19 protein-coding genes are annotated in these 22245 nt (G+C 72.5%); 11 read left to right on the plus strand and 8 right to left on the minus strand.

Translation table 11 applies throughout. The annotated features are described in order from the left end of the window. Positions 1 to 21: 21 nt before the first annotated feature. Positions 22 to 480 carry a universal stress protein gene (locus ACS3YM_RS17740; protein WP_439937759.1) on the plus strand — a complete coding sequence of 153 codons (459 nt, stop codon included), beginning with the start codon at positions 22 to 24 and terminating at the stop codon, positions 478 to 480. Positions 481 to 549: 69 nt separating this feature from the next. On the opposite strand, the gene ACS3YM_RS17745 is transcribed toward ACS3YM_RS17740, so the two are convergent. Then, complete coding sequence (locus tag ACS3YM_RS17745; RefSeq protein WP_439937761.1) at positions 550 to 1056, minus strand: hypothetical protein; 507 nt, start codon at positions 1054 to 1056, stop codon at positions 550 to 552. A 144-nt stretch (positions 1057 to 1200) separates the two neighbouring features. Here ACS3YM_RS17745 and ACS3YM_RS17750 point away from each other — a divergent pair, with 144 nt between their 5' ends. Together ACS3YM_RS17750 and ACS3YM_RS17755 are read left to right on the plus strand one after the other, a co-directional pair. Further along, a complete protein-coding gene (locus tag ACS3YM_RS17750; protein WP_439937762.1) occupies positions 1201 to 1995 on the plus strand; it encodes a 2-phosphosulfolactate phosphatase in 795 nt (264 codons plus the stop codon). 99 nt (positions 1996 to 2094) lie between these two features. Beyond that, positions 2095 to 3108 carry an SGNH/GDSL hydrolase family protein gene (locus ACS3YM_RS17755; RefSeq protein WP_439937763.1) on the plus strand — a complete coding sequence of 338 codons (1014 nt, stop codon included), beginning with the start codon at positions 2095 to 2097 and terminating at the stop codon, positions 3106 to 3108. 59 nt (positions 3109 to 3167) lie between these two features. On the opposite strand, the gene ACS3YM_RS17760 is transcribed toward ACS3YM_RS17755, so the two are convergent. The 4 genes from ACS3YM_RS17760 to ACS3YM_RS17775 all read right to left on the minus strand — a co-directional run bounded on the left by ACS3YM_RS17760 (position 3168) and on the right by ACS3YM_RS17775 (position 6898). Then, positions 3168 to 3980 (minus strand): ABC transporter permease subunit, encoded by an 813-nt coding sequence (locus ACS3YM_RS17760; protein WP_439937764.1) that lies wholly within the window; start codon positions 3978 to 3980, stop codon positions 3168 to 3170. Next, positions 3977 to 4915 (minus strand): ABC transporter ATP-binding protein, encoded by a 939-nt coding sequence (locus ACS3YM_RS17765; protein WP_439937765.1) that lies wholly within the window; start codon positions 4913 to 4915, stop codon positions 3977 to 3979. Before ACS3YM_RS17765 ends, ACS3YM_RS17760 begins: the two co-directional genes overlap by 4 nt. 145 nt (positions 4916 to 5060) lie before the next feature. Beyond that, the gene (locus ACS3YM_RS17770) at positions 5061 to 5711 is read right to left on the minus strand and encodes a response regulator (RefSeq protein WP_439937766.1); all 651 of its coding nucleotides are present in this window, start codon (positions 5709 to 5711) and stop codon (positions 5061 to 5063) included. Further along, positions 5708 to 6898, minus strand: a complete 1191-nt coding sequence (locus tag ACS3YM_RS17775) for a sensor histidine kinase (RefSeq protein WP_439937767.1) — start codon at positions 6896 to 6898, stop codon at positions 5708 to 5710. The genes ACS3YM_RS17770 and ACS3YM_RS17775 overlap by 4 nt, the downstream gene beginning before the upstream one ends. Before the next feature lie 173 nt (positions 6899 to 7071). On the opposite strand from ACS3YM_RS17775, the gene ACS3YM_RS17780 reads away from it, so the two are divergent. Together ACS3YM_RS17780 and ACS3YM_RS17785 are read left to right on the plus strand one after the other, a co-directional pair. Beyond that, complete coding sequence (locus ACS3YM_RS17780; protein WP_439937769.1) at positions 7072 to 7233, plus strand: hypothetical protein; 162 nt, start codon at positions 7072 to 7074, stop codon at positions 7231 to 7233. Between the two features lie 9 nt (positions 7234 to 7242). Further along, positions 7243 to 9417: a DEAD/DEAH box helicase gene (locus ACS3YM_RS17785; protein ID WP_439937770.1), complete on the plus strand. Its 2175-nt coding sequence runs from the start codon at positions 7243 to 7245 to the stop codon at positions 9415 to 9417. Positions 9418 to 9540: 123 nt separating this feature from the next. Here the strand turns inward: ACS3YM_RS17785 and ACS3YM_RS17790 are convergent, their stop codons facing one another. Further along, on the minus strand, positions 9541 to 11106 hold the full coding sequence (locus ACS3YM_RS17790; RefSeq protein ID WP_439939920.1) for a DHA2 family efflux MFS transporter permease subunit: 1566 nt from the start codon (positions 11104 to 11106) through the stop codon (positions 9541 to 9543). An 89-nt stretch (positions 11107 to 11195) separates the two neighbouring features. After that, on the minus strand, positions 11196 to 12371 hold the full coding sequence (locus tag ACS3YM_RS17795) for a dipeptidase (RefSeq protein ID WP_439937771.1): 1176 nt from the start codon (positions 12369 to 12371) through the stop codon (positions 11196 to 11198). Between the two features lie 88 nt (positions 12372 to 12459). On the opposite strand from ACS3YM_RS17795, the gene ACS3YM_RS17800 reads away from it, so the two are divergent. Both ACS3YM_RS17800 and ACS3YM_RS17805 read left to right on the plus strand, forming a co-directional pair. Then, the gene (locus ACS3YM_RS17800) at positions 12460 to 15204 is read left to right on the plus strand and encodes a DEAD/DEAH box helicase (RefSeq protein WP_439937772.1); all 2745 of its coding nucleotides are present in this window, start codon (positions 12460 to 12462) and stop codon (positions 15202 to 15204) included. Continuing rightward, positions 15201 to 15917, plus strand: coding sequence for an SWIM zinc finger family protein (locus ACS3YM_RS17805; RefSeq protein ID WP_439937773.1), 717 nt, complete (start codon positions 15201 to 15203; stop codon positions 15915 to 15917). Before ACS3YM_RS17800 ends, ACS3YM_RS17805 begins: the two co-directional genes overlap by 4 nt. 13 nt (positions 15918 to 15930) lie before the next feature. Here ACS3YM_RS17805 and ACS3YM_RS17810 read toward each other — a convergent pair whose 3' ends face one another. Continuing rightward, the gene (locus tag ACS3YM_RS17810; RefSeq protein WP_439937774.1) at positions 15931 to 16482 is read right to left on the minus strand and encodes a TetR/AcrR family transcriptional regulator; all 552 of its coding nucleotides are present in this window, start codon (positions 16480 to 16482) and stop codon (positions 15931 to 15933) included. 305 nt (positions 16483 to 16787) lie between these two features. Here ACS3YM_RS17810 and ACS3YM_RS17815 point away from each other — a divergent pair, with 305 nt between their 5' ends. The 4 genes from ACS3YM_RS17815 to ACS3YM_RS17830 are packed head-to-tail and all read left to right on the plus strand — an operon-like array spanning position 16788 to position 22213. Beyond that, complete coding sequence (locus tag ACS3YM_RS17815) at positions 16788 to 17483, plus strand: response regulator transcription factor (protein WP_439937775.1); 696 nt, start codon at positions 16788 to 16790, stop codon at positions 17481 to 17483. Continuing rightward, positions 17480 to 18667, plus strand: a complete 1188-nt coding sequence (locus ACS3YM_RS17820; protein ID WP_439937776.1) for a sensor histidine kinase — start codon at positions 17480 to 17482, stop codon at positions 18665 to 18667. Before ACS3YM_RS17815 ends, ACS3YM_RS17820 begins: the two co-directional genes overlap by 4 nt. Before the next feature lie 49 nt (positions 18668 to 18716). Then, positions 18717 to 20279, plus strand: a complete 1563-nt coding sequence (locus ACS3YM_RS17825; protein WP_439939921.1) for a carboxyl transferase domain-containing protein — start codon at positions 18717 to 18719, stop codon at positions 20277 to 20279. Positions 20280 to 20284: 5 nt separating this feature from the next. Next, positions 20285 to 22213 carry an ATP-binding protein gene (locus ACS3YM_RS17830; RefSeq protein WP_439937777.1) on the plus strand — a complete coding sequence of 643 codons (1929 nt, stop codon included), beginning with the start codon at positions 20285 to 20287 and terminating at the stop codon, positions 22211 to 22213. The last annotated feature ends 32 nt before the right edge of the window (positions 22214 to 22245 follow it).

The following is a 22245-nucleotide window of genomic DNA, read 5'->3' on the forward strand; positions in this document are numbered from 1 at the left end:
CCGGAGTCCTACGATGGCCAGGTGGTCAGGAAGGACGCCGACATCACCGGCGGCATCGTCGTCGGTCACGACGGCTCGCGCGCTGCGGGCGCCGTGGTGCGTCGTGCAGGCGACCTCGCCCGGCGGCTGGGGGTCACCCTTCACGTCGTGCGCGTGTGGAACGTGACGACCGCACCCCGCCCGGACTCGATGGTCGGCGGCTACGTGCCGCCGTTCGCCGAGTTCGAGCAGGCCGTGATCTCCGACCTCAAGGCCGACTGCGCCTCCGCGGGACTGGCCGGCGACGTCGACGTGCAGCTCTACGCGCTGCGCGGGCAGGCCACCGAGCGACTCATCGACGCAGCAGCGGGGGCCGAGATGCTGGTCGTCGGCACGCGGGGCGCCGGTGGCTTCGCGGGCCTCCGCTTCGGGTCCACCGCGACCCAGGTCGTACGCCACTCGCCGGTCCCCGTGCTGGTGGTGCCCAACATCCCGGACTGACCTGACGCACCGAACAGTCGGGTCATGACCCGCGAGGACCACGACACGACTGTTCGGCAGCGCGGGAGCTCAGCTGGCGACGGTGGCGCAGACGACCTCGAGGATGAGGTCCTCGCCGGTGGAGGTCAGCAGGTTGATCCCGGTCGCCTTGTAGCCGGTGCCGTCCGGGGTGCGGGTGACCTGGCTGAACAGGCTGTTGAGGCTGCCGACAGGTGCCTCGAGGAAGCCCGCATTGCCCGACAGGGCCTTCTTGCCGGCCGGGCAGGTGGCGGTGACGGTCCTCGTGTTCGAGCCGGGGAGGCCGGGAAGGCCGGGCACCGTGACGCCGTTCTTGATGACCTCGAAGCCGCTGATCCCGGAGGCGCCGACGGGACCCGCAGGTCCGGTGGCGCCGGTGGCTCCGCGGAGCTTGTTCTTCGCGCCGAGGGAGAGGTCCTTGGCCTTGAGGGTGCGGTTCTTGATGTCCTTGGTGGTGACGGTGTTGTTCTTGATCTGCTTGCCGGTGATCATCATCGATGCCGTGGCGCCGGCGCCCGCCGAGAGGACCAGGGCGATGACGGCGACGGTGACGGCCATGGCCGTACGCGGTGTTGCTTTCACGAGGACGCTCCGTAGGGGTCGTGGACAGGTCGGCTGGCTCGGAGGCTAGGGGGACGCGCCCGACCACCGCAGGAGTTCCACGAATTCCCCAGCCCGACGGCGGGGTTGTTGAATGAGGCCGTGAGCTTGCCCGGGCACGACCAGTCGACCTACCGCCTCCGCATGGAGTGGGGACCGACCGGCGCCACGGCCGTGCCGGCCGACTACGCCGTCGTGGTCGACGTCCTCTCCTTCACGACCACCCTGAGCGTGGCGGTCGACCGCGGCATCGAGGTCTTCCCGTTCCGCTGGCGCGACTCCCGCGCGGCCGAGCACGCGGTCAGGCACGGCGCGACCCTGGCGGTCGGCCGGTTCGAGGCGCTGTCGCGCGGCGACGCCCGCCACGTCTCGCTCTCTCCGGCCAGCCTGTCGGAGGTGGAGGGCGTCCAGCGGCTGGTGCTGCCCTCGCCCAACGGCTCGACCATCGCCTTCGCCCTCGCCGACTCGGGAGCGCAGGTGCTCGGCGCGTGCCTGCGCAACGCCGGCGCGGTGACCCGCTGGCTGGCGCCCAAGGTCGCCGACGGCGCCAGCGTCGTCGTCGTACCCGCGGGGGAGCGGTGGTACGACGACACGCTCCGCCCGGCCGTCGAGGACCTCTGGGGTGCCGGTGCGGTGCTCGCGGGGCTGGTGGGCGAGCACGGGGACGTGGCGAGCCCCGAGGCCCGGATGGCCGTCGCTGCTTGGCAGGGGGCGACCCTGCCCGGTGACCTGCTCGGCTGCGCCAGCGGCCTCGAGCTCGCCGAGGTCGGCTTCGTCGCCGACGTCGAGATCGCGGCCCAGCACGACGTCAGCGAGGTCGTGCCGGTGCTGGTCGGGGAGTCGTTCCGCGACAGCGCCGACCTCGAGCCGCCGGGTGCGCGGCTGCGCGGCCTCTGAGCACGACCTGACCGATCGGTCTGGTGGAGCCGCCCGAACTGTCCCTAGTGTGATCGCGGTCACACTCGGGTGACCACCTGTCTCGGAGGTCTCCACACGATGAAGCGCACGTCCACCCTCGCCGCGGTGCTCGGTTCCGCACTCGCCGGCCTGCTCAGCCCGCTCCTCCTCCAGCCCGCCCGGGCCGCCGCACCGACGTACGTCGCCCTGGGCGACTCGTACTCCTCGGGCACCGGCACCCGCTCCTACATCAGCGACGGCACGACCTGCCAGCGCTCCACCCAGGCCTACCCGAGCCTGATCGCCACCGCTCGCGGCTACGCGCTCAACTTCCGCGCGTGCTCCGGCGCCACCGTCGCCGACGTCACCAACACCCAGCTCTCCGCGCTGACATCCGCCACGAGCTACGTGTCCATCTCTGTCGGCGGCAACGACGCGGGCTTCGCCGACGTGCTCACCGAGTGCGCGCAGCCGTGGTGGTCGAGCGACTGCGACGGCGCGATCAACACCGCGCAGGCCTTCATCAACACCACCCTCCCGGGCCGGCTCGACACCCTCTACGCCAGCATCCGCAGCCGCTCGCCCTACGCCAAGGTCGTCGTCGCCGGCTACCCGCGGATCTTCAACGGCGAGGACTGCAACGCACTCACCTGGTTCTCCCCGCAGGAGGAGTCGCGGCTCAACCAGACCGCCGACCTGCTCAACAGCCGCCTCGCGAGCGCGGCGTCGTCGGCCGGCTTCTCCTTCGCCGACCCGACCAGTCCCTTCGTCGGCCATGCGGTGTGCGACTCCGACGAGTGGATCAACGGCCTGTCCAGCCCGGTCAGCGAGAGCTACCACCCCAAGGCCACCGGCCACGCCGGTGGCTACACGCCGGTGATCAGCCCGCTGCTCACCGGTGCCGCCGTCACGGTGACCGCCCGGCTCGTCGCCGACTCCTCCGCCTCGGGTGACGAGCAGGCCGCCCTGCAGCGGACGTACGCCGATGCCGACGCCCAGATCGAGCCGGAGACCTTCGTGGCGCCCGACCTGACCACGCCCGAGGCGCGCCGGGCCGCGCGCAGGCACGGCATCGACATCGACCGCTTCATCGCCCGCAGCCAGCGGCGCTGACCGACCGCGCAGCGCAGGGGCCCGTCGTGCCGGGCACGACGGGCCCCTGCGTGGTGGGACTACTTCACCTCCGAGCGGAGCACGCCCCGCAGGCCGAGCATCGCGGGCAGGACCAGCCAGATCCCTGCGGTGGCCGCGACCTGGGCCCACTGCTCGCCACCGGCGGGAGGTCCCTCGAAGAGGAAGGACCGGGCGAGCTCGGCGTCGACCCACGGGCGGACGTCGACGAAGTCCGGCTGGCTGGCCGCCAGGATCGCGAAGAGGTTCGGCAGGACCAGGGTCAGCACGAAGTACGTGACCAGCGCTCCGGCCGAGCTCCGGATCACCATCCCCAGCATCGTGCCGGTGAGCAGGCACAGCAGGCTCCCGATGACGATCGTGCCGAACTGGGCCACCGAGAGGTCCCACACCAGGTCGGTCCCGGTGATGGCGGTTCCGACCACGTTGCCGACGACGCCGACGACCAGGGCGACCAGCATCGCGGTGACGCCCACGACCACCGACGAGACCGTCTTGGCCAGCAGGACCCGCCTCCGGTCGGGGACGAGGGTGAAGGTGGTGAGGCCGGTGCGCTGGCTCCACTCACCGGTGATCGCGAGGATCGCGATGATCGGGAGCACGATCGTCATGGGGAAGCCGATCGCCGCGGCGAACATGTTGTGCGTCAGCTGGTCGTCGGGCGCGAAGAGGATCGTGCCGATCGTGGCGACGACGCCCCCGATCACCAGGCTGGCCATCAGCCAGAACCCGGAGCGGGTGTCGAACATCTTGCGCAGCTCGACGCGGACGACGCGTGCCAGGGGGATCGTCGGGTGGTCGTCGTGCTGCTCGTGGACGGGGTGGTGCACGACGGGCGGGGCTGTGGTGGTCATGCCGCTGTCCTTCCTCGGTGGTAGTCCCGGCGGGACTTCTGGGGGTGGGTGACTTCTCGCTGCGTGTCCGCGGTCAGCTCGAGGAACATGTCCTCGAGGCCGCCCTCGGCCGGACGCAGCTCGGTGAGCGCGATGCCTGCGGCGAACGCGACGTGCCCGACGTGCGCCGGCTCGGCGGCGGTGGCGACGCCACCCTCCTCCGAGACCGTGGTGTCGATGCCGGCCGCGTGCAGGGCCCGGCGCAGCGCTGCCGGGTCCTCGGCCCGCGCGACGGTCCCGAGGGAGCGGACCAGGTCGGCCTTCGTGCCCTCGCACACGATCCGGCCGTGACCGATCATCACGATGTCGTCGGCGATGACCTCGACCTCGCGGAGCAGGTGCGAGGACAGCAGCACCGTGCCGCCCCGGTCGGCGAAGTCGCGCAGCAGGTCGCGCATCCACCGGATGCCGGCGGGGTCGAGCCCGTTGGCCGGCTCGTCGAGCATCAGCACGGCCGGGTTGCCGATCAGCGCGGTGGCGATGCCGAGCCGCTGCCGCATCCCGAGCGAGTAGTTGCCGACGCGGCGGTCGGACTCGGCGGGCGTGAGGCTGACCAGGTCGAGCATCTCGTCGACGCGACGGCCGGGGAGGCCCAGCACCTGCTGGACGATCGTGAGGATCTCCCGGCCGGTCCGGCCGGCGTGCTGGGCCGAGGCGTCGAGCATCACGCCGATCTGCCGGCCGGGGTTGGGCAGCTGGGCGAACGGGCGGCCGGCGACCGTCGTGGAGCCCGACGTGGGCTTCGTCAGGCCGACGACCATGCGCATGGTGGTGGACTTCCCGGCGCCGTTGGGGCCGAGGAACCCGGTCACGCGACCCGGCCGGGCGACGAAGCTGACGTCGTCCACGACGGTGTTCCTGCCGTACTTCTTGGTGAGCGACTCGATGGTGATCATGGGGTTCCCTCCGCGATCGTTCGGGTGGTTTCTGGGGTCACCTCGACGCTAGGTACGCCGGCTCCGGTACGCGTCGTCGCGAGGTCGCGGGCGTCGTACGCCGTCGTGGCGAGGCGGCGTCCTCCGGAAGTCGGACCCCAGTGGCTCAGGACTCGTCGAAGAGCCCGGTCCGGTAGGCGAGGACGATGGCCTGGGCGCGGTCGCGGAGGTCGAGCTTCTGCAGCAGCCGGGTGACGTGGGTCTTGACGGTCGTGTCGCTGATGAAGAGCTCCTGGCCGATCTCGGCGTTCGAGAGGCCGCGGGTGATCAGCTCGAAGACCTCGAGCTCGCGGGGGGTGAGCTCGGAGACCGCCGGCGGCGGTGGCTGGCGCCGTACGGACGCGAAGCGCCGGATGACCCGGCGGGTGACGGTGGGCGAGAGCAGCGCCTCGCCGGCGGCGATGGTGCGGACGGCTCCGATGAGCTGCTCGGGCGGGTCGTCCTTGAGCACGAAGCCGCTCGCCCCGGCGCTGAGCGCCTCGAAGACGTAGTCGTCGAGGTCGAAGGTGGTGAGGACCAGCACGCGTGCGTCGCTGTCGGAGGCGAGGATCCGCCGAGTCGCCTCGAGGCCGTCCATCTCGGGCATCCGGATGTCCATCAGGACCACGTCGGGCCGGAAGCGCGCGGCCTGTGCGACCGCGTCCCGGCCGTTGCTGGCCTCCGCCACGACCTCGATGTCGGGCTCGTCGGCCAGCAGCAGGTGGAAGCCTGCCCGCACCATGCTCTGGTCGTCGACGACCATCACCCGGATGGTCATGACCCGGCTCCCAGCGGGAGCCGGGCGCGCACCAGGAAGCCGCCGCCGGGCGCGGGGCCGGCGTCGAGGTCGCCGTCGAAGAGCTTGACCCGCTCCCGGATGCCGACGAGGCCGTGGCCCCCGCCCCACGAGCCGGCGACGTCGGCGCCGACCCTCGCCCGGTCCACGCGGTGGCCGTGGTCGCGCACCTGCAGGCAGAGCTCGTCCGGGGCGTAGGCGACGACCACCTCGGCGAGGTCGGACCCGGAGTGCTTGAGGCTGTTGGTCAGCGCCTCCTGGACGATGCGGTACGCCGAGAGGTCGAGGCCGCGGGGCAGGGCCACGGGCTCTCCCCGGACCTCCACCCGCACGTCGAGCCCAGCCGCGCGCACGTCGCGCACGAGCCGGTCGAGGTCGTCGAGCCCGGGGCTGGGCGCCAGCTCGGGTGCCGTGTCGTCGTCGCGCATCGCGGCCAGCAGCCGGCGCATCTCGGTGAGCGCCGTACGGCCCGCCTCCTCGACGTTCTTGAGCGCCTCGCGGTCCTCGGTCGACGACTCCGGCATCCGGTGCCGTACGGCGCCCACCTGCAGCACGATCACGCTGACGGCGTGCGCGACGACGTCGTGCAGCTCGCGGGCGATCCGGCCACGCTCCTCGGCCACGGCCACCCGTGCGGCCGCCTCGCGCTCCAGCTCGGCGAGCCGGGCACGCTCCTCAGCGGCCTCGGTCCGCTCGGTGCGCTCCCGCAGGGACCACCCGACCAGCCACCCGATCGCGAACATCACCGGGACGGAGATGAGGTCGTCGGTCGTGCTGTCCGGCGCGTTGCGCACGACGGTCACCGCGCCCGCCAGCGCGATCGCCAGCCCCAGGCGGGAGAGCGAGGCGTTGCGGACCGAGCCCAGCAGCACCGCGGCACCCATCCCCGCGATGAGGATCCCGGCGCCGTTGACGATCAGCTGCTCGTCGAGGAAGGAGAGGGCGGCGCACACCACCCAGGTGGTGGCCGGCGCCGCGAAGGGGAACCGCCGACGGGCCAGCAGGACGAGGACCGCGGACGTGATCCCGACCAGCCCGAGCACGAACAGCGGACCGTCCGGGTGCTCGAGGTCGTCACGCAGCAGCGTCCCCGCGGCGGTCACCAGGGCGGTGGCCACGACCAGCAGGTCGAGACCATGCCCGGCGAGGAAGGCCCGCGCTCGGCTCACCTCGTCAACGTACGACGACGCCCGACCGCGCTGCGTCCACCAAAAGGAGGACCCCTGATCGTCGCCAGGTGCCCCCGCCGACGCGGCCTTCCGACGACGCGCGGCGGCCCGCCCGCGCCTAGCGTCGGAGACGTCGACAGGTCGTCGACCACACGCTTCGACAGGACAGGACCATGGACATCGAGATCGAGACCGGCACCTACGTCCGATCCACCCCGCGCCGCCACAACGGCTACTGGGCCGGCGACTTCAAGGAGGCGCCGCCCCTGCCGTGGGCCCAGCTCCGCCGCATCATGGAGACGGCCCGTCCGGTCGATGTCGCCGGGGGTTGGTAGACAAGGGGCATGACCACCGGGACCGAGCCAGCCGTCACCGACGACGTACGCCTCTCGGCCCGCGAGGCCGCCGAGGCACACCTCCGCGCCCTGGTGGGTCGTGACGACGCCGTGCTGCGCGAGGACCAGTGGGCCGCGATCGAGGCGCTGGCGGTCGACCGCCGCCGCGCGCTCGTCGTCCAGCGCACCGGGTGGGGCAAGTCGGCCGTCTACTTCGTGGCCACCAAGCTGCTGCGCGGCACCGGCGCCGGCCCGACGGTCATCGTGAGCCCGCTGCTCGCCCTGATGCGCAACCAGATCGCCGCCGCGGAGCGTGCCGGCATCCGGGCGGTGACGATCAACTCCACCAACATCGACCAGTGGCAGCCCATCCACGACCAGATCCACGCCGGCGAGGTCGACGTGCTGCTGGTCAGCCCGGAGCGGCTCAACAACCCGGGCTTCCGTGACGAGGTGCTTCCCCGGCTGGCCGCGACCTGCGGACTGCTGGTGGTCGACGAGGCCCACTGCATCTCCGACTGGGGCCACGACTTCCGCCCCGACTACCGCCGCCTGCGCACCCTCCTCGCCGAGCTGCCGTCCGGGATCCCGGTGCTGGCCACCACCGCGACCGCCAACGCGCGGGTCACCGACGACGTCGCCGAGCAGCTGGGCGTCCACGGTTCCCCGTCGGTCGAGGAGGGCGCCCAGCGCCCGTCACGAGACCAAGCGGTCCTCGTCCAGCGCGGCACCCTCGACCGTGAGTCGCTGCGCCTGGGCGTGGTGCAGCTGAAGACCCCCGAGCAGCGGCTGGCCTGGCTGGCCGACCACCTCGCCGAGCAGCCCGGGTCCGGCATCGTCTACTGCCTCACCGTGGCCGCCACCCAGGAGGTCGCGGGCTACCTGCGCGACCGCGGCCTCGAGGTCGCGGCCTACTCCGGCCAGACCGACACCGACGAGCGCCACGCCCTCGAGCAGGCGCTGGTCGACGGCCGGGTCAAGGCCCTCATCGCGACCAGCGCCCTCGGCATGGGCTTCGACGCCAGCCTGGGCTTCGTGATCAACCTGGGTGCCCCCGCCTCGCCGGTCGCCTACTACCAGCAGGTCGGCCGTGCCGGCCGCGGCACCGACGACGCGACCGTCGTCCTGCTGCCGCAGGTCGAGGACCGCGACATCTGGGCCTACTTCGCCTCGCTGGGGTTCCCTCGCGAGGAGCAGGTCCGCGAGACCCTCGCCGCCCTCGCCGACTCCGAGCGTCCGCTGTCCACCGCGACGCTGGAGACGCGCGTCGAGCTCGGCCGCAACCGCCTCGAGTCGATGCTCAAGGTCCTCGACGTCGACGGCGCCGTCCAGCGGGTGCAGGGGGGCTGGGTCGCCACGGGTCGGCCCTGGTCCTACGACGGCGAGCGCTACGCCCGGGTGGCCGAGGCCCGCGAGCGCGAGCAGCAGGCGATGCTCGGCTACCTCAGGACCGACGAGTGCCGCATGCGCTACCTCCGCGAGCAGCTCGACGACCCCAACGCGGCCGACTGCGGCCGCTGCGACAACTGTGGCGGGCTCACCCTCTCGACCTCGGTGAGCGACCGTTCGGTGGCCGAGGCCGGCGAGCGGCTGGCCCGCCCCGGTGTCGTCGTCGACCCGCGCCGGATGTGGCCGACCGCGCTGGCCAACCTCGGGGTCGACCTCAAGGGCAAGATCCCCGAGGGCGCCGAGCCCGGGCGGGCGGTCGCGCGCCTGACCGACCTCGGTCACGGGCAGGCGCTGCGCGAGCTGTTCCGCGAGGACACCCCCGACGGTCCCGTGCCGCCCGGCCTCGCCCAGGCGGTCATGGAGGTGATGAAGGACTGGGCCCCGGCCTGGACGTCGCGTCCCGACGCGATCGTGGTGGTCGAGTCCGCCACCCGCCCCACGCTCACCCGCGACCTGGCGGAGGGCCTGTCCCGCGTGATGCAGGTGCCGGTCGTCGGCACCTGGGCCATTCGCGACGACACCGTCCCGCCGCGCGCCGGCCAGTCCAACTCGGCGCAGCGCGTGGCCGCCGTACGCCGTCGCTGCGGGCTGGACGCCGACGTCCCGCCCGGCGCCACCGTGCTGCTGGTCGACGACCAGGTGGAGACCGGGTGGTCCGCCACCCTCGCGGCGGTCGCCCTCCGCCAGGCCGGCGCCGGTGCCGTCCTCCCGCTCTGGCTCGGCAGCCGCTCCTAGCCCGGCCCCCTCTGCGCCGACCGGGCACTTCCTCGCGCTGAAATGCGCCGACCGGGCACCTCCTCGCGCTGTCAGCGCGAGGAACTGCCCGGTCAGTGGTCTCCACCGCGAGGAACTGCCCGGTCAGTGACCCATCATCGCGGTCGGGTCGACCGGGGCGACCTTCCTGCGGGGCAGGAACGCGGCCGGGATCAGGCAGCAGGCGACCAGGACCGTCGCGACCACGAAGACCGTGGCGAACGAGTCGGCGAGGTCGGCGGTGGCGCGGGTGAACAGCTGCTGCAGCGAGGCCGGGTCGATGCCGAGGCCCTCGGCCGCCTGGGCCAGCGCGGACGGGTCGTCGCTGCCGGCGGCGCCCCTCACGGCACCTGCCTGGGCGATGGTGTCGCTGCCCTTGATCTGGTTGGTGAGGATCACCGAGAAGAGCGCGGTGCCGATGGAGGCCGCGACCTGCTGGGTGATGTTGAGCAGCGTCGAGCCGCGGGCCACGTTGTGGGCGGTCAGCGTCGCGAGCGCTGCCGTCATGATCGGCATCATCGTGCCGCCCATGCCGAGGCCCATGATGAAGAGCGCGCCGAGGATGTAGGCGTAGGACGTGTCCGCGCCGATCTGGGTGAACATCGCCATGCCGACGGTGATCACCGTGATGCCGGCCAGGACGATCTTCCCGGGGCCGATCTTGTCGGCCAGGATGCCCGCGATCGGCATGGTGATCATCGCGCCGACGCCCTGCGGGGCGAGCAGCCAGCCGGTGAAGAGCGTGCCCTCGCCGCGGACCTGGATGAAGTAGAGCGGGAACAGCAGCGAGGCGCCGAAGAACGCGATCGCGAACAAGGTCATCGCGATGATCGCGACGGTCATGTTGCGGTTCTTGAACAGGCGCAGCTCCACCAGCGGGTGGATGTTGCGCCCGGCCAGCGCCCAGGGGACGAACGCGACGATCAGCGCGAGGCCGACGACCATGGGGACGAGCACCTTCGTCGCCATGGCGGTGCCCTCCTCGGGGATCGAGCTCACGCCGTAGAGGAAGGCGGCCAGGCCGGGGGAGAGCAGGATCATGCCCAGCCAGTCGAAGGTCTCCGACGGCTCGACGTGGTCCTTCGGGAGCACCACCCAGGCGTAGGCGATGGCCGCGATGCCGATGGGCAGGTTGATGAGGAAGATCCAGTGCCAGGAGGCGCTCTCGATCAGGGCGCCGCCGATGATGGGGCCGAAGATCGGGCCGAGCAGCATCGGGATGCCGAGCACGGCCATCACGCGACCGACGCGCTCCGGGCCGGCGGCCCGGGTCAGGATGGTCATGCCGAGCGGCATCAGCATGCCGCCGCCGAGCCCCTGGAGCACCCGGTAGAGCACGAGCAGCTCGAGGGAGGTGGCCGTCGCGCACAGCACGGAGCCGGCGGTGAAGAGGACGACGGCCAGCAGGTAGAGGCGCTTGGTGCCGAAGCGGTCGGCGGCCCAGCCCGTCAGGGGGATGACGCTGGCCAGGGCGAGGGTGTAGCCCGTCATGGTCCACGCGACCTCGGCCGCGGTGGCGTCGAACTCCTGCTGGAAGGTGTTGAGCGCCACGGAGACGACCGTGATGTCGAGGATGGACATGATCGCGCCGAGCACGACCACGCCGGCCACCATCAGGACGCCCTTGTCGAGCTTGTCGGAGCTGTCCGGCCGCGCGTCGCCGGACTGGATCTGGGTGTCAGTCACCCGCCAACGGTAGGGGTTGCCTCCGACGGCGACGCAATCCTTTTCGCGGTGGGCTGAATCACCCGGACGACTCCTCAGGCGGGTACGCCGTCGAGGTCCTCGATCCGCGCCAGGCTCGGTCCGCGACGCTGCTGCAGGTCGCGGGAGACGTCCTCCACCGCGCGCATCACGCGCAGCACGTTGCGGCAGGTGAGCCGGGCCAGGTCGTCCGCGGACCAGCCGCGGTCGGCCAGGGCGGCGAGCAGCGCGGGATAGGTGGAGACGTCCTCGAGGCCCTCGGGCAGGACCTCGACCCCGTCGTAGTCGCCGCCGAGCCCGATGTGCTCGATCCCGGCCACCTCGCGCACGTGCTCGCAGTGCGCGACCACGTCGGCCAGGGTGGCGGTGGGCCGGGGGTGGTCGCGGAGCCACGCCGCCTCGAAGGCCGAGAACCGTACGCCGTCGGACTCGAGGATGCCCTCGGCCTCGGCCGCCGCCACCAGCTCGCGGTGGGCGTCGGCGCAGGCGGCGTTCACGAACTTCGGCACGAAGGTCACCATGCACACGCCCCCGTTGCGGGCCGTCGCCTCCAGGACGTCGTCGGGCACGTTGCGCGGGCTGTCGGTGACGGCTCGCGCGGAGCTGTGGCTGAAGAGCACCGGCGCCTCGGCCACCTCCAGTGCGGCGCGCATGGTGTCGGCGGAGACGTGGGAGAGGTCGACCATCATCCCGATCCGGTTCATCTCGCGGACCACCTCGCGACCGAAGGCGGTGAGCCCACCGGCGACCGGCCGGTCGGTGGCCGAGTCGGCCCACGGGGTGTTCGCGTTGTGGGTGAGCGTCAGGTAGCGCACGCCCAGCTCGTGCAGCTGTCGCAGCGTGCCGAGCGAGGAGTTGATGGAGTGGCCGCCCTCCGCGCCCATCAGCGAGGCCATCCGCCCCTCGGCCCAGGCGTGCTCGACCTCGTCGGCCGAGGTCGCCCACGTGAGCTGGTCGGCGTACGTCCGGGTGAGCAGGCGGGCCGCGTCGACCTGCTCGAGCGTCGCGCTGACCGCGTCGTCGCCGGTCAGCCGGCAGGGCACGTAGACCGACCAGAACTGTGCCCCCATCCCGCCCGCCCGCATCCGCGGCAGGTCGGTGTGGGTGGGAGTGGCGCCCGTGCCGACGTCGAGGCGGGCGAAGTCGTAGCCGACCTGTTCCCGGGCCTCCCACAGCAGGTCGTTGTGCCCGTCGATCACGGGATGCGAGGCGAGCAGGCTGGTGAGGTCCATGCGAGCCGACGATAGCGAGGTCGACAGGGAACTCCCTGTCGGTGCGAGGCGTTAGCGTCCTGTTGCCCGTCGTACGAAAGGTGGCTGCGTGAGCATCGTCCCGGTCACCGGTCCCGCGAGGCTGCTGGCGGGCGTCCCGCCCCGGGAGGGCTCGATCGAGTTCACCGACGACCGGCGCACGATCGTGATGCCGATCCGGGGTGCGTTGCCGGTCCTGGCCAAGGTGCGCGACCAGGGCGACATCCACCCCTCGGTCGCGCTGCTCGCCGGCGCCGCGTTGATGGGGCTCCAGCTCGTGGCGTCCGGCCGCTTCGCGCCCGACCCCGAGGGTCGGCACTGGCAGGTCGCCGGCCTCGACCCGGCCGACGAGCGGCGCATCGGCGACCTGGCCCGGTCCCGGGCCCATGACGGGTTCGACGAGGCCACGGCGGAGGGGATGGTCCGCGGGATGCTCGACGCGGTCGTCGACACGATGCCGCGCACCACGCCCGGGCGCTCCCGCCGCCGACCGCCGCCCGTGGTCGACCGGCCCGTCCGGGGGCCGGCGAGCCCCGAGGAGTTCAGCGACCAGCTGCAGCAGCGGATCGCGCGGATCCGCTCGCGCGGGCGCGACGACCGCCCGCACCTCGTGTCGATCTCGTTCCGGATCGAGGCCGACGAGGAGGAGCTCGTCGCGGGGGCGGTGCGCCTGGTCCTGCAGGTGCACGCGGTGGACAACCCAGCCCACATGGCCGACGCCTCCGAGCTCTGGGCGGACGCGGGGCCCGAGGCGGCCCACGGGTTCGGCGAGCGCGCCCGCACCCACGCGGCGATCGCGCTGCGCTCCGCGGCGGACGCGTGGCCGGTGCTCGACCGGCTGCTCGACCTGCGGGTCCCCGACGAGATCACCCTCGACACCGACGAGATCCTCTCCCTCCTCGACGGCGGCGCGGCGGCGCTGACCGAGGCCGGGCACCCCGTGATGTGGCCGAACTACCTCGACCGCGACGTCACCCAGCGCGTCGAGCTCGGCCGGCAGAAGGCCGCCGGCACCCGTGACGAGCCGCTGCAGGACGGGCTGTTCGGCCCGCAGGCGCTCTTCGGCTTCGAGTGGCAGCTCTCGCTCCACGGCGAGGAGCTCACCGACGACGAGATGGACGACCTGGCCCGTGCGACCAGCCCGATCATCAAGCTGCGCGACAACTGGGTCGCGGTCGACTCCGCCGTGATCAAGCGGGCCCGCAAGCGGCTGATCCGCACGATCACCCCGGTGCAGGCCCTCGCGGCCACGCTCACCGGCGTCGTCGACGTCGAGGAGGTGCCCTACGAGGCGGTCGTCGGCGCGAGCCTCCTGGTCGTCCGCGACCGGCTGCGCGAGGCCGGCACCGGGGAGCTCGTCGAGGTGCCGGCCGAGCTGCGCGCCGAGCTGCGCGACTACCAGCACCGCGGCCTGAGCTGGCTGGCCGAGCTCACCTCGATGGGCCTCGGCGCCTGCCTGGCCGACGACATGGGGCTGGGCAAGACGGTCACCCTGATCGCGTTGCACCTCCACCGGAGTCTCGATACACCCCACTCGTCCCTCGCGGGGCACTCGACCACCGAGAGGAGAGGCGGCCCGACGCTGGTCGTGTGCCCGGCGTCGCTGCTCGGCAACTGGGAGGCCGAGATCCGTCGCTTCGCACCGGGAGTCGTCGTACGCCGCCACCACGGCAGCGCGCGCGACCTCGACGGCGTCACCGACGGCTTCGTGCTCACGACCTACGGCACCATGCGCAACGACGCCGCGCTGCTCGCGGAGGTCCCGTGGGACCTGGTGGTCGCCGACGAGGCCCAGCACATCAAGAACTCCCGGTCGGCGGCGGCCCGCGCCCTGCGCACGATCCCGAGCCGTGCGCGGGTGGCCCTGACCGGCACCCCCGTCGAGAACGACCTCACCGAGCTGTGGTCGATCCTCGACTGGGCGATCCCGGGCCTGCTCGGCAGCCGCAACGCCTTCCGCAAGGTGTGGGCGGGCCCGATCGAGTCGGGGCTGGAGCCCACCAAGGCCCGTCAGTTCGCCGACCTGATCGGCCCCTTCCTGCTGCGCCGCCGCAAGTCCGACCCCGGCGTCGCGCCCGAGCTGCCGCCCAAGACCGAGACCGACCACCTGCTCGGCCTGACCCGCGAGCAGGTCGTGCTCTACGAGACGCTGGTGCGCGAGTCCATGCGCCGCATCGAGGAGGCCGACGAGGAGACCCGACGCGGCCTGGTCCTCACGCTGCTGACCGGCCTCAAGCAGATCTGCAACCACCCCGCCCACTACCTGCGCCAGGCCAACCCCAAGCTGCGCGGGCGCTCGGAGAAGCTCGAGCTCCTCGACGAGCTGATCGGCACCGTCGTCGCCGAGGACGGTGCGGTGCTCGTCTTCACCCAGTACGTCGCGATGGCGCGGCTGCTCGAGCGCCACCTCGCCACCACCGGCGTGCCCCACCAGTTCCTGCACGGCGGCACGCCGGTCCGCGAGCGCGACGCCATGGTCGCCCGGTTCCAGGCGGGTGAGACGCCGGTGTTCCTGCTCTCGCTCAAGGCCGGCGGCACCGGGCTCAACCTCACCCGCGCCGACCACGTCATCCACCTCGACCGCTGGTGGAACCCCGCCGTCGAGGACCAGGCCACCGACCGCGCCTACCGGATCGGCCAGACCAAGCCGGTGCAGGTGCACCGCTTCGTCACGCAGGGCACCATCGAGGAGAAGATCGCCGAGCTGCTGGCCCGCAAGCGCTCGCTGGCCGACTCGGTCCTCGCGCGCGGCGAGACCGCGTTGACCGAGCTCTCCGACGCCGAGCTCCGCGACCTCGTGGAGCTTCGTCGATGAACGGCACGACGCACCCGCGCCTGCCGGCCCGCCGGGGCAGCACCGCCGGCACGTGGTGGAGCAAGGCGGTGCTCCGTGCGGTCGAGGAGGCCGCGTTCGGTGAGAAGGAGCTGCGGGCGGGCCGGGCGCTCGCACGGGCCGGGGCGGTCGGCTCCATCACCGTCAGCGAGGGCACGGCCGTCGCGGCCGTGACCGACGGCCAGGACGCCTGGACCGTGGAGGTGACGGTCCCGGTGCTCGACGACTCCGACGCGGCTGCGTTCACCGAGCTCGTCGCGGCCGAGTCGGGCCGGATCGGGGCGCTGCTCGCCGGGCAGCTGCCGCACGCCTTCGTCGAGGCGGTGGAGGAGGCCGGCGTCGAGCTGCTGCCGTACGGCGGCGAGCTCGGCTCGGCCTGCACCTGCGAGGCCTGGCTCGACCCGTGCCCCCACGCGCTGGCCGTGCTGACCCAGGTCGCCTGGCTGATCCAGGCCGACCCGTTCGTGCTCACCCACCTGCGGGGCCTCTCGCGCGACCGGGTGCTCCGCGACCTCCACCGGATCGCCCCGCCACGCCCCCCGGGCGCCGCACTGGGTCATGAGTCGCCAGGAGACTCAAGGCCCGGTGACGACCCTGACGACCCCGATGACCTCGACGACCTGGTCGTCGCGGAGGACGCCGCCGCCCGCGCCGCCCGTCAGCTCCAGCAGGACCGGCCGTTCGAAGGCTGGTGAGGCGGGGGCAGGTTCAGGCGAGGCCGAGCGCGCCGTGCGCCATGTCGCGGAGCACGTCGTGCATCTGGGGGTCGGGCAGCCGCCCCGCGCGGGGCGTGGAGTTGAGCAGCCCGAACAGCACGTGGGCGCGGGTCCGGGAGGTCTCGGGGCTCAGCGAGGCGTCGAGGTGCCGCAGCTGGGTGGCCCAGACGTCGACGTACGCCCGTTGCAGCGCGCGGACGCGCCCGCGCGCCTCGTCGGGCAGGCTGCTCCAGTCGCGGTCCTGGACCACGATGAGGGAGCGGTGCTCGATGGCGAACTCGATGTGCCACTCGACGAGCGCCTCGAGCGCCTCCCGCGGCCCGCCGGCGTGCTCGACCCGGCTGCGCCCCTCGGCCAGCAACGTCTCGCTGATGGAGACGAGCATCTCGGCGAGCATCGCGTCCTTGGACTCGAAGTGCTTGTAGAGCGCCGGGCCGGAGATCCCGCAGGCCGAGCCGAGCTCGGCGACGGAGACGCCGTGGAAGCCGCGAGCGGCGAAGAGCTCCGCCGCGATGTCGAGGATCTGCTGACGGCGCGGAGTCACGAGCTCGAGGTTAGTGCGTGTTAACCGACCTCGCGGTGTCGGAAGCGCCATCCGGCGCTTCGGCGCCTCCCACACTGCCAGCGGAATCACACGTGTCTCCCCACATCCCGGTGCTCCCAGTGGGCCGCACCCCCGCAGCGGCCCACTGATCCCCACGATCAGCACACCGTTTCCCTCGCCAGAGTCTGCACCTACCCATGAATCCGTGCACTGGTGCCAGCACCACTGTTGTTTTACCCAGCTTTGCCGGCCAGGTGGTGCCTGCTCTACCGACGCCTCGCCATGCGCGTGACTACAGTCCGTGCATGCCGCAGATCCGAGTCGTGCTGGCCGAGGACGGCGACCTGCTCCGGGCTGGCGTGCTCGCGCTCCTCGACGGCTTCGACGACATCGACGTAGTCGCCACCGCGACGAGCCTCCCCGAGCTGCTCGCGGCGGTCGAGGAGCACCGTCCCGACGTCCTCCTCACCGACATCCGGATGCCGCCCGACTTCACCGACGAGGGCATCCGGGCCGCCGGCGAGCTGCGGCGCACGCATCCCGCGACCGGGGTGGTGGCGCTGACGCAGTACTCCGACGTGGAGTACGCCCTCGACCTGGTCCGCGACGGCAGCGACGGTCGCGGCTACCTCCTCAAGGAGCGGGTGGCCGACGTCGACGAGCTGGTGGCCGCGCTGCGCACCGTCGCGGCCGGTGGCTCGGTCATCGACCAGATCGTGGTCGATGCGCTCATGGCGACCGGCACCCGCCGCCGGGACTCCCTGCTCGACCGGCTCACCCCGCGCGAGCTCGAGGTGCTGGCGATGGTCGCCCGCGGGATGACCAACGCGACGATCGCCGAGGAGCTCGTGGTGACCGACCGGGCGGTGGAGAAGCACATCAGCTCGATCCTCACCAAGCTCGACCTGCCGGCCGAGGCGCCGGTGCACCGCCGGGTCGCGGCCACCCTGGTCTTCCTCAGCGAGGCCGGCGTGGGCGGAGGGGTCGTACCCCGCGCATGAAGGGCCTGCTGTCCGGGTGGGACGGACTCGATCCCGGCCTCCGCTGGCTGCTGCGCGTCAACCTCCTCGCCCTGAGCACGTCGACGCTGCTTCTGGGGGCGGCGTACGGCCTGGGGTTCCGGCACACGGCCGTCGAGATCGACCTCGCGGTGATGGTCGCGTCCCTCGGCATCATGCTGGTGACGGCTCCGCTGTGTCGACGCCACGGCGCGCACGCGGCCATCGTGGGTCTCACCCTGTCGGCGCTCCTCTTCGCCGTCGGAGGCACGTGGGCCACTCCGAACCTCAGCCCGCTGACCGTGCTGCTCACGCTGGTGCCGCTGCTGGTCGGGTACCCCTACCTGGACCGGCGCTGGATCGGGGCGCTGATGGTCGTCGCGGTCGTCGGCAGCGCGTCGGTGGCAGCGCTGGGCGAGTGGCGGCGTACGGACCAGATCAGCGACGTGTGGTGGGTCAACGCGGTCGTCATCGCCGCGTCCCTGCCCGCCGGGGTCGCCATCGTGGTGTTCCTGGTCCGCGACGCCTACGACCGGCTCGTGACGCAGTCCGCGGAGCTGGTCGAGTCGCGCACGCGCATCGTCGAGGTCGCCGACGCGGCCCGGCGCAGCATCGAGCGCGACCTCCACGACGGTGCCCAGCAGCGCCTGCTGGCGATGAGCGTCACCATCGAGCGCACCCGCAAGGAGCTGCTGGCCGGTCGGCCCGAGGTGGCCACCGCCCTGCTCGGCCAGCTCGCCGCGGACAACCGCGAGGTGCTGCTCGAGCTGCGCGAGCTGGCCCGCGGCATCTACCCCCCGCTCCTCACCGAGCGGGGACTCGTCGCCGCGCTCCAGTCGACGGCGCGCCGGGCCACGGTGCCGGTGACCCTCGACGTCGCCGACTTCGAGCGCCCGAGCCGGCAGGTGGAGGCCGCGGCGTACTTCTGCATCCTGGAGGCGCTCACCAACGCGGCCAAGCACGCCGGTGCGAGCGAGGTGCGGGTCACGGTGCGCGGCCTGCCGCACCTGGCCTTCAGCGTCTCCGACGACGGCAGCGGCTTCGATCCCGACCGCGTGCGGTCCGGCGGCCTGCTCGGCATGGAGGCGCGGCTCGCCGCGGCCGGCGGCACCCTCACGCTGGAGACGGCGCCCGGGCGGGGGACGACCGTGCGGGGCGAGTTCCCGCCACTGGACGTCGTAGGTTAACGATCGCTAACCTGAGCCGGTGCCCGAGCCAGTGAGTGCTGCCCCGACCATGCGCGAGCTCGTCGACGACCTGCGTGCCCGGCTGGCCCGGGTGCGCCAGGGCGGGTCGGAGAGCGCGCGCCGCAAGCACACCGACCGCGGCAAGCTGCTGGTCCGCGACCGCGTCGACCGGCTGCTCGACCCCGGCAGCCCGTTCCTGGAGCTGTCGCCGCTGGCGGCCTACGGGATGTACGGCAACGGGGACGGCGACGACTACGCCGTGCCGTCCGCGAGCATCGTGACCGGCATCGGCCTGGTCCACGGCCGCCCGGTGATGGTGATCGCCAACGACGCGACGGTGAAGGGCGGCACCTACTACCCCATGACCGTCAAGAAGCACCTGCGGGCGCAGACCGTCGCCGCGGAGAGCCGGCTGCCCTGCATCGCGCTGGTCGACTCGGGAGGTGCGTTCCTGCCGATGCAGGACGAGGTGTTCCCCGACCGCGAGCACTTCGGCCGGATCTTCTTCAACCAGGCCAACCTCTCCGCGCAGGGCGTGCCCCAGCTCGCGGCGGTGATGGGCTCGTGCACCGCCGGCGGCGCCTACGTCCCCGCGATGTCGGACGAGACCGTGATCGTGCGCAACCAGGGCACGATCTTCCTCGGCGGCCCGCCGCTGGTGAAGGCCGCGACCGGTGAGGTCGTCACGGCCGAGGACCTCGGCGGCGGTGACGTGCACGCCCGCACGTCCGGCGTCGTCGACCACCTCGCCGAGGACGACGCCCACGCGCTGGCGATCCTGCGCAGCATCATCGACACCCTCCCGCCGCCGGAGCCCTCGAGGGTCGACCACGAGTCGGTGGAGGAGCCGCACGAGCCGCCGGAGTCGCTCTACGACGTCGTGCCGACCGACACCCGCACGCCGTACGACGTCCGCGAGGTGATCCGGCGCCTGGTCGACGGGAGCCGGTTCCACGAGTTCAAGAAGCTCTACGGCGACACGCTGGTGTGCGGCTTCGCGCGGATCCACGGCCACGAGGTAGGGATCGTGGCCAACAACGGCATCCTGTTCAGCGAGTCGGCGCTCAAGGGCGCGCACTTCGTCGAGCTGTGCAACCAGCGCAAGATCCCGCTCGTGTTCCTGCAGAACATCACCGGCTTCATGGTCGGGCGCGAGTACGAGAACAAGGGCATCGCCCGCGACGGCGCCAAGCTCGTCACCGCCGTCGCGTGCAGCGTGGTGCCGAAGCTCACCGTCGTCATCGGCGGCTCGTTCGGGGCCGGCAACTACGGCATGAACGGCCGCGCCTACGACCCGCGGTTCCTGTGGATGTGGCCCAACGCCCGGATCTCGGTGATGGGCGGCGAGCAGGCCGCCGGGGTGCTCGCGACCGTGCGTCGTGACGGCCTGGAGAAGGCCGGCGAGGAGTGGTCGGCCGAGGACGAGGAGTCCTTCAAAGCACCGATCCGCGACCAGTACGAGACGCAGGGCTCGCCCTACTACTCCACCGCGCGGCTGTGGGACGACGGCGTGATCGACCCCGCCGACACCCGCCGCATCCTCGGCATGGCGCTCTCGGTGACCTCCACGGTCCCGGTGCCCGAGCCTTCCTACGGCATCTTCAGGATGTGACGAGCATGCACACACTCTTGGTCGCCAACCGCGGCGAGATCGCGATCCGCGTCATGCGTACGGCGAAGCGCCTGGGCTGGCGGACGGTCGCGATCCACACCGACCTCGACGCCGACGCGCCCCACGTGCGCGCGGCCGACCGGGCCGTGCGGGTGGAGTCCTACCTCGACGTCGACGCCGTGGTCGCCGCCGCCCGGGAGACGGGCGCGGGCTTCGTGCACCCCGGCTACGGCTTCCTGTCGGAGCGATCGCCGTTCGCCCGGGCGCTGGCCGAGGCCGGCATCACCCTCGTCGGGCCCAGCGCCGACGTGATGGACGCGATGGGCCGCAAGGACGCCGCCCGCGAGATCGCCCTCGCCGCCGGCGTGCCAGTGGTGCCGTCGTACGGCCTCGAGGACGACCCCGAGACGTTCGCCTACCCCGTGCTGGTCAAGGCGGCCGCAGGTGGCGGCGGCAAGGGCATGCGGGTCGTGCGCACCGCCGCCGAGCTGCCCGAGGCCAGGGCCGCGGCGGCGCGGGAGGCGGCGAGCGCCTTCGGCGACGACACGCTGCTCATCGAGAAGTACGTCGAGTCCGGCCGCCACATCGAGGTGCAGGTCCTGGGCGACACCCACGGCACGGTGCTGCACTTCTTCGAGCGCGACTGCTCCACGCAGCGCCGCCACCAGAAGGTGCTGGAGGAGGCCCCCGCGCCGACCTTGTCGGCCGAGCAGCGGGCCGCGATCACGACCGCGGGCGTCGACCTGGCCCGCGAGGTCGGCTACACCAACGCCGGCACGGTGGAGTTCCTCCTCGACAACGCGACCGGCGAGTTCTACTTCCTCGAGATGAACACCCGCCTCCAGGTCGAGCACCCCGTCACCGAGGAGGTCGTCCGGGTCCGGGACGAGCGCATCGACCTCGTCGAGCTCCAGCTGCGCGTGGCCACCGGAGAGCCGCTCGGCATCGACCAGGCCGACATCACTCTCGAGGGCCACGCGATCGAGGCCCGCGTCTACGCCGAGGACTCCTTCCACGGCTTCCTCCCACAGGCGGGCACCGCCTCCTACGTGAGCTGGCCGACCGAGATGTACGCCGACGGCGTCGAGGCCACGCACGACGACACGGGTGCGGTGGTCGGCCGACTCCGCGTCGACCACGCCCTCGAGTCCGGCCAGGTCGTGTCGACGTCGTTCGACCCGATGCTGGGCAAGGTGATCGCCTGGGGCTCCGACCGGGAGGCCGCGCGGCGCAGGCTCGTGGACGGACTGGAGCGCGTCGCGGTCCTCGGCCTCACCACCAACACCGGCTTCCTGGCTGCGCTGGCCGCCAGCGACGAGTTCCGCGACACCACGATCGACACCGCCTGGCTGGACCGCCACGAGGTGCCCGCCCCGACCGACGAGGTCGCCCGGCTGCTCGGGGCCCACTTCCTGGCCCCTCGCCCGACCGGGACGTCGGACCCGTGGCGGCACGACGGGTGGAGGTCGGCAGCCGCCCCTGCGCCGGTCGTCGTCGAGCTCGGAGGGCCCGTGACGGTGCCCACCGAGACGTCGGTCTCGGTCGTCCACTCCGCGGGCGAGCCGATCGCATGGGTGCACGCCGACATCGACGGGCAGCGACACAGCGCGACGGTGCGTGACACCTCCGCATCGGTCGAGGTGCTCCACCGCGGCCAGCGCTTCGTCTTCGACCGTCACGACCCGTTCGCCGACCACGGACCGGAGGCCGGCGACGGCACGCTCAAGGCGCCCATGCCGGGCACGGTCCTCGCGGTCAACGTCGCCGAGGGCCAGGCCGTGGCCGAGGGTGAGACGCTGGGCGTCATGGAGGCGATGAAGATGGAGCTCGCGCTCAAGGCGCCCTTCGCCGGCACGGTCACGTCGGTCGGCGCGGCCACCGGCGACCTCGTCAAGCTCGGCGCGACCCTGTTCGTGGTCGAGGCGGCCGAGTGAGCACCACCGGACGTCATGAGGATCGCGCGTCC

It is taken from the genome of Nocardioides sp. N13(2025) (assembly GCF_051912545.1).
Classification (GTDB): Bacteria; Actinomycetota; Actinomycetes; order Propionibacteriales; family Nocardioidaceae; genus Nocardioides.